Below are 16,879 nucleotides of genomic sequence, written 5' to 3'. Positions count from 1 at the left end.
TACCGATCGCAATGCGCCCTCGCCGTCGGATGCAACCACACCGACTGACGCCGTCGACGATGGTGCGGCAAACACAAGCGTCGTCAACGACAGTCACGCACCGTCCACCCCGCATGAACACCACGACACCCGCACCCCCGCAGCAGCAACCACCGAACCCACCACCACCACACCAACCACCCCAGAGACCGGCAACGAACCAAGCATTCCTGCCGCAGGCATCCCGACTAGCTCGTCGAGCAGTTTCACACCGGCCGTTGTGTTGTCCCCAACGGCGCGGCCGTCAACCGGACGCCAACAGACACCCGTCACACCCTCCCCGCCGCAGCCACGCGACCAGTACCCCGAGCGTCAAGAAGTTGCGTCGTCCGCTTCCGTCGATCCGATGGCCTCCGCAGCAGTGCCTATCCCTGCGTCTCGTACCTTCGATAGCGTTGCTCCTCAGGCTCATTCGAGCAAGGAGAAGGAAGACACCGCCCGTTCTACCGCCACCGATGACGTCCTCCACGACAGCCCCGCACAGCCGGACCCCGAAAACTGTCTGCATCGAGCCGTCAAGGCGTGGTCGGAGTGGTTTGGTCGAGAGGTTCCGGTGACCATTCCGAACACACCCGATGGAGCGCCTCCCCGGCCGCTCTTCGAGGTTCTCGGTTCCGATGTGCGATTCATGTCGATCAGCGAAGTTGAAGCTGCATTGCTCGCGCTGGGGAACGGCGCCGCAGCGCTGTTGGCATCACGCTGGGCCGACCGCGGTGGGCGAAGCGGTGGTCACATGTGGATGGCATTCAACAAAGACGGCCGCGTCTTCTATAACGAATGTTCCGGCCACTCAAAACCCACTGATATCGCCCCGGATTGGGAGATCGCACGCACGGCTGCGGCCCTCTTCAACTCCCGGCATCAACCGGTGTATGGCCTCGTGGTGGAGGGGCCGCCTCAACTCGGTGCCGTGGAGAAGGCGATCGGACCGGTCCAGGGTCTGCCCGGGGACCGTCTCGCCAAGCTGACAAGTCGCGAACGCGAAGTTGCGGAACTCGCGGGTCAGGGAAAGTCCAACGCTGAGATCGCCGCCCAGTTGTCGATCACCCCGGCTACGGCAGCCTTCTATATCAATCGGATCATGCCGGCATTGGGTGCGCGGGACCGCGCCGAACTCGTGGCTGTCGTGTACGAGCACGGCCTGGTTCGTCCCGGTTCGCGTACCGATATGCCGAGGATTGCGCAGGAGGATCTCGGGCAGCTGAGCCGTCGCGAACGCGAGGTGCTGTCATTGCTGCTGGGCGGCCTGTCCACCGAAGAAATTGCCACCCAGATGTCGACCAGCCCCTCGACTTCGCGTGTCCACGTCAGTCGAATACTTCACAAGCTCGGCGCGCGGGACCGTGCGCAGCTCATGGCGATGGCTTATCACAGCGGAATGGCCAGCCCCGGACTGCGCACCGACACGCCCGTGCAGCCGCTCGAACTCACACAACGTGAGCAAGAGGTTCTGGAGTTGGTTGCTAAAGGGCTGTCCAACGCTGAGATCGCCACTCGGCTATCGGGCAGCCCCGCATATGTCGGAAATCAAGTCACCAGAATCATGTCCAAACTGGACACGCGCGATCGCGTTCAACTCGTCATTGCGGCATACGAAAGCGGTCTGCTCCGCCCTGAGCCACAAAGTGACACGCGCACAGCGCTGCCAAGCAGTCTGGTGGACCTCGGCTCACTGGAATGCACCGCGCTGGCACTGCTGCTTGAGGGGTTGTCCACCGCCGAGATCGCCGCCCGGCTGTCGATCACACAAGCCGGGGTGAGTAGTCACCTCTACCGCATCATGGCCAAGCTCGGGGTACATAAGCGCACTCAGCTCGTGGCAATGGTCTATGAGAGCGGTCTGATCCATCCCGGCCTGCGAAAGATGTCACCGGCAAATCCGGCAAGCGTGGCTGACCTGAGCGAACAAGAGCGCGACGTGCTGCTGTTGGTGGCCGCCGGACTGTCGAATTCCCAGATCGACGCCGAACTGTCCGCCAATCCTGGGACCGCCAACTTTCATGTCGGTCGTGTTGCTGCGAAACTCTCTGCGCTGGAGCGTCATACACTCGTTGCACTGGCCTACGACGGCGGCCTGATGAATGCCTCGAAGCAATCCGGCCCGTCGTTGTCAGCGACTGTTCTGGCTCAGTTGACGCCCCGGGAACAGGACGTGTTGGCGCTGCTGTTCGAAGGCATACCCGTCAAGGAGATCGCTGCCGCCCTGGCGCTGAACCCACCAGACGCCCGATTCCACCTTTCCAACATCACGGCGAAGTTCGGGGCGCGGGACCTTGCCCAGCTTGTGGCACTGGCCTACGCCGGCGATCTCGATCTGCCGACGCAGAACGCTTCTAGTGACGCGCCCGCGCCAGACCAGCACAGCGACCCGGATACCGCGCCGCGGGCCACCACCGAACTCACCGCCCGCGAGCACGATGTGCTGTGCCTCGTCGCCGCAGGGCTTTCAAATCCTGAGATCGCCGATCAGCTGTCAACAAAACCGGGCGCGGTGGCCGGTCACGTAGGACGCATCAAAGCCAAGCTGGATGTGTCAACACGTAGCGAACTGGTAGTGGCCGCATACAGTCGAGGACTCGTCCGTCCCGGGTCGCCTGCCGACGGCGCAGCCCTCGATCCGACCAGCCTGCTTTCACTAACGCTACGGGAAAGCGAAATACTGCCGTTGCTGCTTGAGGGCCGCTCCAATGCTGATATTGCCGAACATGTTTCACTGAGCACACAGACCACGCGATTTCATGTCAGCAACATCCTGACGAAGCTGGCCGCGCGAGACCAGGCACAGCTCGTCGCGATGGCCTACCGCGGCGGCCTGGCTACAGCACCATCCCACCCGTTGGCGCAGCAGTCGGACCAGATCGAGTCCCCCCAAACCGAGACTCATCCGCGGACCAGTCTGGCTCAGCTGACCCAGGACGAGAACGCAGTGTTGCGACTCGTCGCAGCGGGACTACCCAACCCCGAGATCGCCATCGAGTTGTCCATCAGCCCGGCGGCTGTCGCCGAACATATCAACCACATTTCCAAGACGCTGGCAACGAGTACTCGTAGCCAACTCGTGGCACTCGCTTACAAGACTGGGCTGGTCAGGCCTGGATCGCATACCGACCCAACGACAATCGTGCAGAAACGGCTGTTGGGCCTGACCACCCGTGAACGCGAAGTGCTGACGTTGCTGAGCGATGGGTTGTCCAACGCCGAAACCGCCATCCAACTGTCCCTCACTCCGCACGAGATACGGTCTCTGCTCCGCAGCATCGCGTCAAAACTCGCGGCCCGCGACCATGCCCACCTCGTGGCGATGGCCTATCAGAGCGGCCTGGCCCATCCCGTACCAGAGCCCCTACCGGACGCGACACACGGCAATGCGCTGTGTGGGCCGGAGGTGGTCGAATACCTCGATAGGGTTTATCCTCACCGTCTCTTCCAACTTGCGGCCACCCCGACAGCCGAAGGGGTGCCCGCACGGGCGGTTTTCGAAGCCGTTGGGGTGGCGTCCGGCACCGAGTTCGCCTCATTTGTGCATGTAGCCCAACGACTCTCGGAACTGGGTCCCGGTTCGGCAGCAGTGGTCGCCTGGTCATGGGCGAGCGACAACGGTCGTCAAGGCGGACATGGGGCCGTCGTGGTCAATGACAACGGCTCCATCACCCTGTGGGACCCCCATACGAAACGCCACTACCCTTACGACCCCGCCACTCACCAGTTCTCCGGCTACCATGCCAACGCCGTCGCCACGATCGCCGCCGGCTACCTCGATCCCGCGGGCCAAGCCGCCGTACCGCTGGCCGGCGACCCGGAGGAACTCACCGCCGCCGAACGCGTCGGCCATATCCAAGGCCACCCGGACAACGACTTCGAACGTCGGGTGAACCCAGATTTCGCCCTCCCGGCGCAGGCGGTGGTTGATTCCGCAAATCCCGCACTGGCACAACAACTTGCTGCGGAACTATCCGGTATGTACGGGCCCTACCTGATCAAGTGGACCGCATCGCCGAGCGCGACGCGCATGCTGCTCGACGGCGCGATTCTGCACGGTGCGATCCTCGACGAAGAAGGCCTGGAGATCGGCGTTACGAATTTTCGGCTCTACCGCGATGCAGGTGTTCTCAGGGCCCACCGTGGTCCTCTGATCGTCGAGGATGTGCGAACGTGGGTCCGCGAGGAGCTCGAGCGGGAACTTACATCGATTCTGCAGCGCTATCTTGAGCTTTCCGACATTCATCGGCTGACGTACGACAGAACCGGTGATCAACCCCCGGACCGACGTAGGCGTTTGAACCGAGGAATTCCTTCCCTAGAGCAACTGACGAAAGACTACCGCGGCGAGAATCCTGCGACCCGTCAGGCCAAACCGTTGCTGGCCGATCCCCTGAAGGAAGTGCTCAAACACCCAGACCGTGGCCGCGTAGGACGACTTGCTCAGGATCTCTCCGGCTTGTATGGGCCTTACCGCGTTCGGCTGACGGGCAAAATCGTCGCTAAGAAGACAGTCGTCCTCGAAGGCCCAATTCTGGACTGGAATCTCGATCCAGAGGGCTATTACCGAGAGATCGGCAGACTCTCGATAACTTTCGACCGGGATAGTGCCGGCAATCCCGTTGCCTACCACGAGGTACTCGAAATCCGTGACCGGGCTTTGCAGGACAACGGCTTCCGCAGTGCGCTCGCGTGGGGCTTGAAGCACTACTACCGCGAGTCCGGCGTCAGCCAGATCCGAGTGGCATCGCGGTGGGAGAACAACTACAACTTGGCCCGGCGCGGCCTCGCCTGGTCGACGGATCCGAAAGTCAAGGAACACACGTTCGCCGGCATCAAACAGAGAGCGGCCGAGTTGCTGGACTCGGGGGTCAGCACTGAGGCCCAGGACATCCTGAACTCGCTCCTGGATTGCCTGCCGTTCAACGCTGAGCGTGGCGGTGTCGATGTGCTCCACCCACTCATGCCAGAGCCCCGCCAGCTGGCAGAGCTCTCCACAGATTCCGAACCGGATCTGGGGAAACGACTGCTGGAGAACATCTATGCCGGGTTTGCCGATGACGTCTTCCTTGACGGGATTGACTCAGTGGCTCCGAACTGCGCTCATCAGTGCCTAGACGAACACTCCCTGTGGCACGGACACCCCGCCGGTCTCGGGCTGGAGCCGTCGCGCACTGGGGTACCGGCACGCAGAGTGTATGAAAGCCTGGATGCGGATGTCCGGTTCGTGTCGTACTTGCAAGTCGAAGAGAGACTGCGCAGCCTTGGCGAGGGCGCGTCTGCGCTGATCTCGTCGCGCTGGCGATATCGCGGTGGTCGACCGGTGTCGCACATGTACCGCGCAGTCAACATCGGCAACGGCGCGATCGAGTTCAGTGACCCCTACTTCGGACGGCGTTCCACGTGGCCGCCTCCATGGGGTGAGCATACGGTCACAACGACGGCTGCCGCGTTCTTCCACCCCAATGGCGATCCGGTGTACCGCCTTGACCTGGAAGGCCCGGCGCAGCTCGGTGCAACCGAAGATGCCATCGGGCTCGTCCAGGGCGGCCCGCATGACGGTGATGAACTCCGGCCGGCCGCGACCGCCACACTACGCAGATTGGCCGACGAAGCGTTGGCACTGCGCGGCGTGGCCTCGGCGGCTTGGTTACGCAACCCGACGGGGGCGGCCGAACTGGCGAGCTCGGTCGCGCAAAACAATGCCGCCTGGTGGAAGAAGCTGACCCCTGCGCAGCAATACGCGCTGACCGAGGTCTACCCGCAGCACGTCGGGAACGCCGAGGGCGTTCCGGTTGCGGCCCGCCATGCAGCCAATGTCCGTTCATTGCAACAGCTTCGCAACGACCTGCAGGCTAAGCGCGAACGCGGAGAGCCGATCTCCCGTCCTGAGCGTGATCGGCTGGCGCGTTACAACCGCATCCAACGCGCACTCGACACAGCCCGGACTACCGCTGAGCGCGCGGGACTGGATGGTCCGCATCTTCTGGCATTCGACCCCATGGCATTCGGCGGCAGTGGACGCGCACTGGTGAGCTTTGGCGAAGATCCCTACGAAGCCGACCGGGTCCTGTGGAACATACCCGGTCAAGGCATGACGATCGACCAACTCGGCTACTGCATGGGCGATGCGCTCAACAACTTGCGTAGCGCCCTTCACGAGGATCCGGACCTGAAGGCAGCCTCAATTACGTGGATCGGCTACGAGACACCCAGCGGACAGTCGACGTGGCAGGCCGCGCGACACACGTTTGCGCGCCTAGGGGGTGAGATTCTCTACAGCGACATCAGAGCCTTCAACGCCGCCCGCGACGTTTGGGCCGGCGATGGCAGTCACTTCACCGACAACCACATATTCGCGCACTCGTACGGCTCGACCACGACCAGTTATGCAGGTCGCGGTGGGCGGTTACACGATGACGTTCACACCATCACACTCGCCGGATCGCCAGGCGCCGGACCGGTGCGGCACGCAGAAGAGTTCGGCATCGGGGACAACGTGTTCGTCGCGTCGTCGTCGCGGGACCCGTTCACCTCGTTGGGCGGACGAACGCCTGAATCTGCCGGGCGGATCTTCGGGATCGGGCTCGGGGTGGATCCGTCGATGGATTCATTTGGTGCACGGCGTATCACGGCCGAGTTCGCCGCTGCAATGGATCACAGAAGCAACCGCGGTACCCACAACGCTTACTTCAGATACGCCGACAAGGCGGCCGAACCTCCCCTTCGTAGTGAATCGCTCGCGAACTTCGGGCGGATCGCCGCTGGCCGCCTAGACCAGCTGCACCTAGAAAGACACCGCACCACGGATGGTGGACTTGGTTACCGATTCGGCTGGCGCACAATCGAACGGGCGAGCCAACGTCGTCTACGTCTCGATGGCGACGGCGCCCGACAACCCTCGGATCGCCGCGTCCGCCGCCCATGGAATCCACGGTGGCGCCCTGACGTCGACTGCGCCCGCTTCGTGGTCGATGAGCTCTTCGCCCGGACCGGGCGCCGTATTCATATCGGGGCTTTATCCTCGCGCAAGGGCGTGCCCGCCCGCACCCTGTTCGAGGCGATCGGTACCACGGCGGAGTTCGATACCTACCTCGGGGTGGAGAAGAAGCTTCTGCAGATGGGGCCGGGCTCGTCGGCCGTCCTCGCCTCACGGTGGGCACAGACCAACGGCGGCGGTCACGCCTACCTCGCGGTGAACCTCAACGGCCGCGTATATCTTGCCGATCAGAACAGCGAACTGTACACGGGCTGGCCACCGTACTGGGGTCAGGAAGCAGTGTCCTACACCGCCGTTGCCTATCTCCACGCCAACGGCGAACCAGTCAGCGAGCTCACGGACCGAGCCGAACTCGACCACACCACCAACATCAACGTTCGCGGTTACCCCGACGATGACGGCTTCGCGCGGAGCCGAAGCCTCATCGCAGAAGTGGTGGACGGCAGGAGCAGGAACCCTGAGCGTGTCCAGCAGCTTGCGGCGTACCTGTCGCGGCAGTATGGAAGATTCTCAGTTCAGTTCGACGTTGTACCTCAGAGCGGAGAACTCCGTCGACAACCGAGCGCTGAAAAAATTACTGGCGCGATCCACGACGGCGGGCGGGACGCCGGCGAGATCACGTGGGGATTCGGCCGTGGCGACGACAATAAACTTGTGGCGCGTCTCGAGATGCTCCATCTGTTCAAGGAGGATCTCCCCTCCCGAGAATTCGCCGCGGATGTGCTTTGGGAACTGGTGTCCTTCTATTTCGACTCCGGCATCGAGCGCATCGAGTTGTCCTCTTTCTCGAAGAGCGGATACGCACTCGCGCTCCTGGACTGCAACTGGGATCGGGAGCCGGCCAAACTGGCCCAATCCTTGGCCGCCCTGCGAAAGTCGTTCACGGAGATGGCTGAGCGGGTCAGCAGACGCACAGTCACCCTTCTTGAGAACGTCATCGACCAATTGATCTCCAGTCGCGGCAGTTCTCATTCACCTTGGGAATTAGCCAACCTCGCTACTTCAGAGGTGCCCAACCTGGGAGAGCAGTTGCTTTCCGGCACACACGCTTTGCACTTCGTCAAGGATCTCGGTGTGACGGTGTCGCACTCCGCGCAAAACTGCGGGCAAGCGGCCATCGCGCAACTGTCGCAGTGGCATGAACGGGGCTTCCAGCTGGATGCGGCGCCGTCGGAAAGAGGCGTTCCCGCGCGTGAGCTCTTTGAGGCGATCGGATCCGATGTCGTGATCGTGGACACCTACGACGACGTCGCGGATGACCTACGCAGTCTCGGCAATGGCGCATCGGCCCTACTGGTGTCGTCGTGGAGCGGTGGACCGCACCGGAGCGGACATGCTTATCTCGCACGGCTGGACGATGGTCAAATCAAGCTGTGGGATCCCTTCACCGGCGAGTGGTCGGGGTGGCCGCCATATTGGGGAGAAGGCGCGTTGTCGCTCACCGCTGTTGGTTACCTCGACGACAGCGGTGATGCGGCCCTCCCACCAGACGGCGCGTCTCAGCTCTTCGCGATCGACTCGCTTCATGTCCAAGGAGTTCCCACCTCTGCGGTGGACACTCGCAAGGCTGAGCCGTTGGGCGATGTGGTGAGGCGATCGGGTGACATTGAAGCAGCCAATCGTCTCGCCAATGACCTCTCAGGCCGGTATGGACCATACGACATCAACTGGCGTGCACTGCGATTCGGCAGCGAAATCCGCTTGACGGGCGTGATCGTCGACGAGAATCGCGAGATCGGCCATATTCAACGGATATTCGATGAAGACGACCAAGGCCGACTCGTCGCAGTCCACAACGGGTTGAACATCGACACGCCCAGTCATCGACACAACGGGTTTTCTAAAGCACTCGCAGAACTCGAGCGCTATTACGTCCGGTCTGGTGTTGACCGCATCGAATTGAGAACGCATGACGTTGGCGGCTATGTGTGGGCGCGGCGCGGCTACACATGGGATCCAGACCCCGGCAATCTCCAGAAATCGATAAAGAGCATTCAGCTGTCTGCCGAAGCGTTGGCGGCCGTGGTCAGTGAGCAATCGCGTGCTGCCCTCGATGAGATGGTGCACCGCTTGGGGACCAGTGAACGTCGCCCAGAGCCCATCGAATTGGCCTACTTGGCAACGCCCGACGAACCGGAGCTGGGCCGCCGCCTGTTGGAAGGCGTCGGTGTTCAGAAGGCCGGCGGTCTTCACCTGGTTCGATATCTGCCGACTCCCGGTAGATCCACCACATGGTCGGCAACTGAACTTCGAGCGTGGTTCCGTCGCCGGATCGGGTCAACGCCAGCAACACCACCGAATTCGGCCCAGTTCGTCGCAGAACAGATCTCCCAGCGATATGGCCGGCGACTCCACGTCGAGAAACCACGTTCCACCATGGGGGTACCGGCCTGGGCACTGTTCCAAGCGATAAGGTCCAGCGCCCGGTTCGCCACCTATGCCGAAGTCACCACAAAACTCCGTGAACTGGGCGATGGCTCGTCGGCAGTGCTCGTGTCATCGTGGCTGAAGAACGGTCGCAGCTGGGGCGGCCACGCGTATCTCGCCGTCAACGACGGCGGTGTGATTCGCCTTGCCGACCAGGACACCGGTGCGTTGGCGGGTTGGCCGCCGAAATGGGGGGAGGGAGCGGTCGCCCGTACCGCGGTTGGGTACCTCACACCCGACGGCGAACCCGTCGAACCACTGCACGACGTTCCGCTGCAACTACAGCCCGCCGACACCCACGGCGATGTCGGCAGTCCTCGAGATGTTCCCGACTTCGTGCGTCAGCTCATGGAGTACCGCAAAAAGCATCGCGCAGCGCGAGTGGTCGACACCAGTCACGCCGAACCGTTGGGTGACGTGCTCGATAACGCCGCCGACACCGCAAGGCTCAAGCAACTGGCCGATGATCTGACCGGTTGGATCGGGCCGTACCGGGTCATCTGGGGCGCCTTCCCGCGCGGCTCGGGGAAAGTCGATCTCAATGGCTTGATCCGGCAGGCGCGCGAAATCGGCTCTATCAAGGGAACATTCTCCCGCGATGCGGCCGGAAGCCTCGTGGTCGAGGTCAAAGATTCAGGCCTGTACATCTATCATCCTGACCACCGCGGCCGACGGTTTTCCAAAGCGCTGATGAGAGAGCTAGTCCCCTATTTCCAGCGGTCCGGGGTCGACCGTCTGGAGGTCACCACGGACGGTGATGGTGGTTACGCATGGGCTCGCGCAGGGATCTCGTGGGATCCGGATCCACAACGGCTACAGGTATCGATGGCTAGTGTCATGGGATCAGCTGAGCGGCTGTTGAGCTCGGTGGACGAACCTGCCCAGCAGGTTCTTCGAGCTACCATGCAGCAGTTGCGGTCAGGCAACGATCGACCGCAACCCATCGACCTGGCAAACCTCACCGCACCTGGCTGTGACGATCTCGGCCGACGGTTGATGGTCGATACTGAATGGTACGGCGTGCTGCCGCTACAGTCGGCCGACAAAGTCAACTGATATCCGAGGAACACCGTTAGAGAACACTGGAGGATGAACATGGAAGCAGAACAAGCGATCTCGTTGGCTTCGGAATGGATACGCGCACGCGGGCTGGACTATCCGACCGACGGTTTGGAGGCTGACCGCTTCGATGTCGGGTGGGCTGTATACGCGCCGGTCGACATCGATGAAAGCGATCCCATGGCTTTCCTCGACATGCCGGTAGGACGGGCGGTCTTCCTCGTGGGGGATTCGGGGCGCATCGAAGAATCATCATCGTCGGTTCCGCCACAGATGGCCTACGACAAATTCAAGGCAGATGAACTGCGGATACAAGCCGCCGAAGACCGATCCGGGGAGTGACGGTCAGCTAGAGGCAAGCCTGCGCCCGGCCATGCCGGGTCTCAGGCTTGGTCTTGCTGCTCGAAGGCGTCTGCCGCATTCTTGAGACCACGCGAATAGTGGCCCAATAGATCGGTTTTGGCGACGACGGAGCCATCGACCCAATCCAACTGCGGCAGATAACTCTCGACGAACTGACCACCGATCCGGTCGTCACCCCATGCAGCACCTTCACCGCTGAGCTTGGCTCGCAACCCCGAGAGCACCGCCAACATCCGGCCGCTCACATCAGCCAAATGTTGAGACGTCGCCCGCAACTCGGCCGGTGTCACACCCAACTCATCAGCCATAACCTCATCTCCTCACTGTCGGGAACACGTTGTCTTGCTTGCCCTGTTCCTCGTGGCTCGTCCCCGGCTGGGAAGCAAGCGGCGGCAGGGGATTTGACAGGTCTCGAAGATCAGGTGCGCCGTCTACGAATTCGGACAGCGATGGGAAGCGGCCTCGTCGTTCGCTTATCGGCACCATCATGTCGGACGCTAATTTGGTCACTTCGCTCGCCGCCGCCTGCGCGGCTTCCGTGACGTGGTCCGCTAATTCGTCGAATTCATACTCGTTGAGGTAGTTCTCGTCGATGACGGTGTTCAGCAACTGGCCATGGGCGTTGACAGTAACCTCGACCAATCCGTCGGCTGCCGCACCGGTCGCCGTAAGCGCAGCTTGTTTCGTGCGAACGGCGGCGATCTCTGCCATTTGCTCTTGAGCCAAGCCCAGCACCTCAGCCAATCGATGCCGCAGTTCGTCGTTGCTCACGCCGTCTCCCCCGCTCTCGTGTCGTTCTTGAAGTCCCGCAGCACAGCGACATCCTCGGCGATCAGCTCGTCGATCCGCCCGGCCAGGGCCGGTCGTGTCATCGGACGGCCGGCGCCGATCTCGGGATCGAATAGATATGAGCCGTCGTCTTCTACGCTCACCCAGACAGCGGCGTTCTTGCCGCGATCCAAACCCCAGCGGCGGGTGGGACGCCAATGACTCTGGACAGAACCGAAGGCTGTCACTGCTGCTCGCCGTATCACTGTTGGCGGAGACCGATCGGCTTCGTGATGAACCCTGAAATCCTCTGAGTGGGGCGCAGTTCGGGAAACTGTCGAGGGCTCGGAGAAAGCAACCGCAGTATGCTTACCCGGCCGGCCGACATCGACCGCGTCGGCGACTACCTGTCCCAAATCGTACGGTGACACTTCGTATACATCGAGGATGTCCTCGTTCTCACGTTGCCGAGCCACGAAGCCGAGTTCACCCACCCGGTGGCCGAGTACCCGGAGGCTGGGCGTGTCCGCGGAGATGTATTGGACATGGCATTCGACGCGGATGTCGGCATAGGCGTATGCCGCCGCCCAGCGTCGAAACTTCTGCAAGTCACCATGATCGAAGCGATCAGACACAGAACGCCCGTATGCGGTGTATTCGTCGTGAGACGCAAAGTTGGTCGGCTTCGTCAGCATGAACGGGTAGGGCAGGGATTCCCGCCCATGGAATCGGCAGATGATGTCGAGGTCGATGAGGTCGATACTCCCGACGTGACGAGGAGCCGGCCGGCGAACCGTCACGCGCTGCGGATGCGTACTGGGCATCAAGCTACCTCGTGCAATGTAAAGACCGGTCCGTCGGTAGTCACCATCGGAGTACGCATGATGTGCAGCACCACAGCCGTCGAACTGAGTTGATACTCCGAAGCGACGAGCAGGACAATCGAATCGGCCGTCAGATCTTCCGCTTGTGCAAGATGGACGAGCCCCGCGGCCTGTGTGCTCACCCCTAGATAGCCGTGGTCAAGGCTGTTCTGGTACAACGATTCCGACCACGGCAGATCAAGCGCCTTAGCCAGCGAGCGGTACGGTTCTCCGCTGGCCGTGCCGTGTGGCACGAAATGCGTCACGTACTGTGGGCTGATCTGCGCGTTCTTGAGTGCGGAAGTCACCGCACCGATCAACATGTTGAACGAATCACGCGCAGCCTCAGGAGTTCTTGACTCCGCGACGGAGGCAACTGTAGCTCGGAAGTCGCTCATTGTCGCGTGCTCCCAGAACTTCTTGCGAGTTTGCCAAGGCTGCGCCTGGTCGGGACAACTTGCGGTGCCAATGCCCACAATCCGGGCGAAACCCCCTGCTGCCGAGAGAACCGACGCATGGGCAGAATCTGAGAACGGTTCTCCGCCAGTGGTTCTAGCGGCTGCGAACCGGTCTTCCCACGACCAATTGTCGGCGCCGGTGCAGAGCACCGCACCGCCCGATCGCGTGAGCCCTTCGGAGATCAACCACGCCGTGAGACCGCCGGCGCAGAGTTGCCGAAGCTCAAACGCATTGCCGTGGTTACCAACAATGCCATGCTGGATCTGATGATGGACCGGCCAACCCGCGCTGCCCTGATACCCCGACCCGCCATGTACGACCCACGCCACATCAGAGGAGGGCACCGCCGCCGCCGCGAGGGCGTTGCGTCCGGCATGGATGGCCATGTCGGCGGGTGATAGGTCAGGGCACTCGCATACGGCACGCCACTGCGGCACCGATGCGACCTCGTCGGGGATGGCAGGCCGCCACGTCGGCAGCAACGCACTCACCGAACGGATGTATGTCACTGGCTGACCAGTTGGAACGGACGGTCGGGGTCTTCCTGTCCGCGGCTGGGGCGCGGGGCCTCACCCGGCGGTTTTGGCCATGCCGGGGCGCCTCGCTCGGACTCGGTGGTCTCGGCTGATTCGTCCGCGCCGATCACCGGCACGATTGCGTCGGTGTCCCCCACCAGCTCCTGCCCATTCTTCTTGCGTTTCAACGCCTTGTTGACCTGATGCCCCTTGGCGTTGTTGTCTCCCCGCTGAGCCGCGGCCGGTGCACCCGTGCCGGGCGCGCCCATGGCGCCGAGCCCAGCGCCGACCGCGGGGGCCGCCATCCGTGCGGCGGCAGGGACGGGTATGCCACTGACCGCCTTGGCATTCGGGATCGCGCGCGGCATACCGATACCACTGCCGCCGCCCGCTTTTGGTCCCCCGGCACCACCCAACGGCGGTTTTGTGGTGCCGATACCCGTTGGTCCGAGACCCAGCACACCTTCCGGCGGTCCTTCGTCACCGGTCGGAGGCTGGAACGCCTCTTTGGCAGCATCTGCTGCCTGCTTAGCCGCGTCACCCATTTGTCCGAGCGCGTTCTTCGCGGCGTCAGCAATGCCATCGAGGTTGGGAGACGTAGTCGGACTTGCAACGTCGGTCGGGATGGTTGGATCCGGAATCTCCGGCAATCCGAGATCCGGAGTCTGCGGTCCGCCACTCGGGGCGCCGCCCCCGCCACCGAGCGAGCCGGGGCCGGCAGGACCACCGGGATTGTTCCCCAAGTCCGGCGGCCCACCGCCGGTGAACGAGGGATTGTTGTTGGCGATGGTCTCGATGTTGGGGCGGTACGTCTCGTTCATCACCTTCTGTGCAAACGTGTCGTACGCGTGCTTGATTTCATCACCACTACCTGAGTAGTTCGCCAAATCGTGCTGATATTTCTCACGATTGGGTGCGATGTTGTCGTACACGAAATCCATGGTGCGCGTAAAGCCATCGAGCAGGGTCTCCATCGCTCCCGCGCCCAAACTCACCTGAGTCGGCTCGCGAAACGAGGCACGGACGTTCTCGAAGGCAGCTCCTTTGGTGTCACCGTTCCAGTGCTCCTTGTCTTTCACCAGGCTTTCGAGTGCATTCTCGAAATCGTCGGTTGCGGTGGCTATTGCGTCTCTGAGCGCTCCCCATGCTGCCGCTAAGCCGGTGCCCATGCCGCCGATGCGCGGTCCAGTAAGGTGATCAGAAACCTCGTCGAACGTGACATGTACAAAGTTCTCCGGCACGACCGGATAGCTTGCCTTCTCGTAGCGCTGCCGGTTCAGATCGTCGAGGCCGGTTGTTGGAGCATGCAAATCGTCGTTGTCGACTTGTGACGGGTCGTTGCCCCAATCACCTATCCAATTCGCCCAGGTTCCAACGATCGGGATGGCGATCAAATATGGGCTGTCCGACAAGAAATTGCTTACGCCTTCGATCGCGTCCTCGCACATGTCGCTGCTCCGTCCAATGATCAGGCTTCGGCCTGAATCCGCCTGATCGCCGCGTCAACGGTGTTCTTGTACTCGTCGAGGTAGGAGATGTAGGCGTCGAGTGTTGCAATGACTTTCTCGGGGGCGAGGTTCGACAGCTGATTGTTCGTCTCGACTGCCGAGGTATAGGTGAGAACGCTGGGCAGGGCGCCGTCGCTGATCAACTCCATCGCCCTGCGCATTTCCTGGAGTGCGCCGCGATACTTGTCGAATGCGGCGGTGAAGTATGCGTGCGCCTCCACAGTCACCGCCAGACCAGGGTCACCCGGCCACACTGGTGACGGCAGATTCGACCGGGGCTGACCTTGTCCATTCAGCCCGAGGATGTCCAGGACACCCGGAGTGTTCGACATGGCTTCCCCCTTGACTCAGCCCGTCCCGCGGTCCTCGCCCAAACGGCGACTCGGGTAAATTTACCATTGATGGTAAACAAAACGATATGCATCGCCCTTACACGGGCGTATCAGGAGCGTCTGCCTCAGAAGCGGGGGCGTTCGCCGCGAACCCGAGGGAAAAGTTCCGCCATCGCGCCCGCCAGTTCCAAATAGGCCTCGACCGTGGCCGGCTTCAGTGCTTCGAAGTCCACGTCCGCACCCTCGGCGAGATGTGGATCGAACGGAATCATATGCACCGAGCGGCATCTCGCTTCGAAGTGCGCGAAGACCTTCTCCACGTTCAACGCCGCCGAACCGGGCCGTGCGGCGCTCAGAACCACGTGCGCCTCTCGAACCAGCGCGGCATACCCGTGCTGCGTCAACCAGTCCAGCGTGGCCGATGCGCTTCGTGCCGCATCGATCGCGGGAGAGCTGACCAGGACGATGGCGTGCGCCAGATCCAGGACACCGGCCATGGCTGAATGCATGATGCCGGTGCCGCAGTCGGTCAGGATGATGTTGTAGTAGTGACGCAGAATGTCGACGGCACGTCGATAGTCCGCTTCACCGAATACCTCCGACACCGCGGGCTCTTGCTCGCTGGCGAGCACCTCGAGCCGGCTTCCCGCCATGCGCGTGTGGCCACGGACGTCTGCATAGCGGTTGATGTTGGCGTCTGACAACAGGTCTCGCACGGTTGACTGCGTTGACGTGTCGGCGACCCGTTCTGCCAGCGTGCCGCGGTCGGGGTTGGCGTCCACCGCGATCACTCGGTCGTTGCGCACCATCGCCAGCGCCGAGCCGAGCCCGAGTGTCGTCGTGGTCTTCCCGACGCCACCCTTGATCGACAAGACGGCGATGCGGAAGTCACCGACAAAGGGTTGTCGAATCTGTGCGAGCAGGTCCGCTTGCTCGCGCTCCTTGCGGGACACACCGGGATTGATGCGCCCGCCGCTACCGCGATGCACGGCTCGCCGCCATCCCGACTGTGGCGCGTTGCGCTCACGCCGGACGATCTCGGCCTCGTCGAGAGATGGCGGCATGCGGAAACGTTGGGGCAGATCAACCGGCGCGGTCTCGCTCGCCGGCGGCGGCGGAATCCATCCGGGCGGTGGTGGTGGCAACCAGCCGGGCGGGGGTGGCGGTGGCGGTAGCCAGCCGGACGGCGGAGGCGGAGCCGGTAACGGAGGTGGGGCCTGCTCCCAGTTCGGTTCCGGTGGCTCGGGCGTCGCCTCGACGGCGGGTTGCGGCTGCTGATCGGACGGCGACGCAATCGGTGGTGCGGGTGGCGGTGGGTCCGCTCGCTCGAACCGCTGAGCGAACTGCCGCTCGCCGATCGCGCTCTGCACCTGCCATGGTGGCGGCGCCATACGACGGCCCGGCGCGGGGCTTGCCTGCTCGACATCGGGTGGCGGGGCGGCGCGTCGTGCGTCTTCCACCGGCGACGCGTCGTGAAGCGAACCGGGCTCGGCGCTCGGTGGCTCCTCGTGCGGCATCGTTCCCCTTCGTGTCCGGGCCGGAAGTCGGTCTTGATCGTACGTAGCGT

8 protein-coding genes and 1 pseudogene are annotated in these 16,879 nt (G+C 62.7%); 2 read left to right on the top strand and 7 right to left on the bottom strand.

The window, feature by feature from the left end:
- Positions 1-385: 385 nt before the first annotated feature.
- Together ACRCUN_RS33490 and ACRCUN_RS33485 are read left to right on the top strand one after the other, a co-directional pair.
- Positions 386-10,501 carry a LuxR C-terminal-related transcriptional regulator gene (locus ACRCUN_RS33490; protein WP_462145903.1) on the top strand — a complete coding sequence of 3,372 codons (10,116 nt, stop codon included), beginning with the start codon at positions 386-388 and terminating at the stop codon, positions 10,499-10,501.
- 39 nt (positions 10,502-10,540) lie between these two features.
- The gene (locus ACRCUN_RS33485; protein ID WP_462145902.1) at positions 10,541-10,846 is read left to right on the top strand and encodes a hypothetical protein; all 306 of its coding nucleotides are present in this window, start codon (positions 10,541-10,543) and stop codon (positions 10,844-10,846) included.
- 41 nt (positions 10,847-10,887) lie between these two features.
- On the opposite strand, the gene ACRCUN_RS33480 is transcribed toward ACRCUN_RS33485, so the two are convergent.
- The 7 genes and pseudogenes from ACRCUN_RS33480 to ACRCUN_RS33450 form a co-directional block, all read right to left on the bottom strand.
- Positions 10,888-11,175, bottom strand: coding sequence for a WXG100 family type VII secretion target (locus ACRCUN_RS33480; protein WP_462145901.1), 288 nt, complete (start codon positions 11,173-11,175; stop codon positions 10,888-10,890).
- A gap of 4 nt (positions 11,176-11,179) precedes the next feature.
- On the bottom strand, positions 11,180-11,638 hold the full coding sequence (locus ACRCUN_RS33475) for a YbaB/EbfC family nucleoid-associated protein (RefSeq protein ID WP_462145900.1): 459 nt from the start codon (positions 11,636-11,638) through the stop codon (positions 11,180-11,182).
- Positions 11,635-12,435, bottom strand: a complete 801-nt coding sequence (locus ACRCUN_RS33470) for an ESX secretion-associated protein EspG (RefSeq protein WP_462145899.1) — start codon at positions 12,433-12,435, stop codon at positions 11,635-11,637. Before ACRCUN_RS33470 ends, ACRCUN_RS33475 begins: the two co-directional genes overlap by 4 nt.
- A gap of 23 nt (positions 12,436-12,458) precedes the next feature.
- Positions 12,459-13,343 carry a beta-ketoacyl-[acyl-carrier-protein] synthase family protein gene (locus ACRCUN_RS33465; protein WP_462145898.1) on the bottom strand — a complete coding sequence of 295 codons (885 nt, stop codon included), beginning with the start codon at positions 13,341-13,343 and terminating at the stop codon, positions 12,459-12,461.
- 119 nt (positions 13,344-13,462) lie between these two features.
- Positions 13,463-14,920, bottom strand: a complete 1,458-nt coding sequence (locus ACRCUN_RS33460; protein WP_462145897.1) for a hypothetical protein — start codon at positions 14,918-14,920, stop codon at positions 13,463-13,465.
- 20 nt (positions 14,921-14,940) lie between these two features.
- Complete coding sequence (locus ACRCUN_RS33455; protein WP_462145896.1) at positions 14,941-15,312, bottom strand: hypothetical protein; 372 nt, start codon at positions 15,310-15,312, stop codon at positions 14,941-14,943.
- A gap of 125 nt (positions 15,313-15,437) precedes the next feature.
- Positions 15,438-16,868: pseudogene (locus ACRCUN_RS33450) on the bottom strand (MinD/ParA family ATP-binding protein); the annotation flags it as partial.
- Positions 16,869-16,879: the final 11 nt, after the last annotated feature.

Source organism: Mycobacterium venezuelense, assembly GCF_054919535.1.
The sequence above is the reverse complement of the archived record's forward strand: the minus strand, read 5'-3'. Positions and strand labels throughout refer to the sequence as shown.

Excerpts from the sequence above, each read along its gene's own strand:
- ACRCUN_RS33490 (WP_462145903.1), top strand. The coding sequence starts at position 386 with ATGGCCTCCGCAGCAGTGCCTATCCCTGCGTCTCGTACCTTCGATAGC.
- ACRCUN_RS33485 (WP_462145902.1), top strand. The coding sequence starts at position 10,541 with ATGGAAGCAGAACAAGCGATCTCGTTGGCTTCGGAATGGATACGCGCA.
- ACRCUN_RS33480 (WP_462145901.1), bottom strand. The coding sequence starts at position 11,175 with ATGGCTGATGAGTTGGGTGTGACACCGGCCGAGTTGCGGGCGACGTCT.
- ACRCUN_RS33465 (WP_462145898.1), bottom strand. The coding sequence starts at position 13,343 with ATGGCCATCCATGCCGGACGCAACGCCCTCGCGGCGGCGGCGGTGCCC.
- ACRCUN_RS33460 (WP_462145897.1), bottom strand. The coding sequence starts at position 14,920 with ATGTGCGAGGACGCGATCGAAGGCGTAAGCAATTTCTTGTCGGACAGC.
- ACRCUN_RS33455 (WP_462145896.1), bottom strand. The coding sequence starts at position 15,312 with ATGTCGAACACTCCGGGTGTCCTGGACATCCTCGGGCTGAATGGACAA.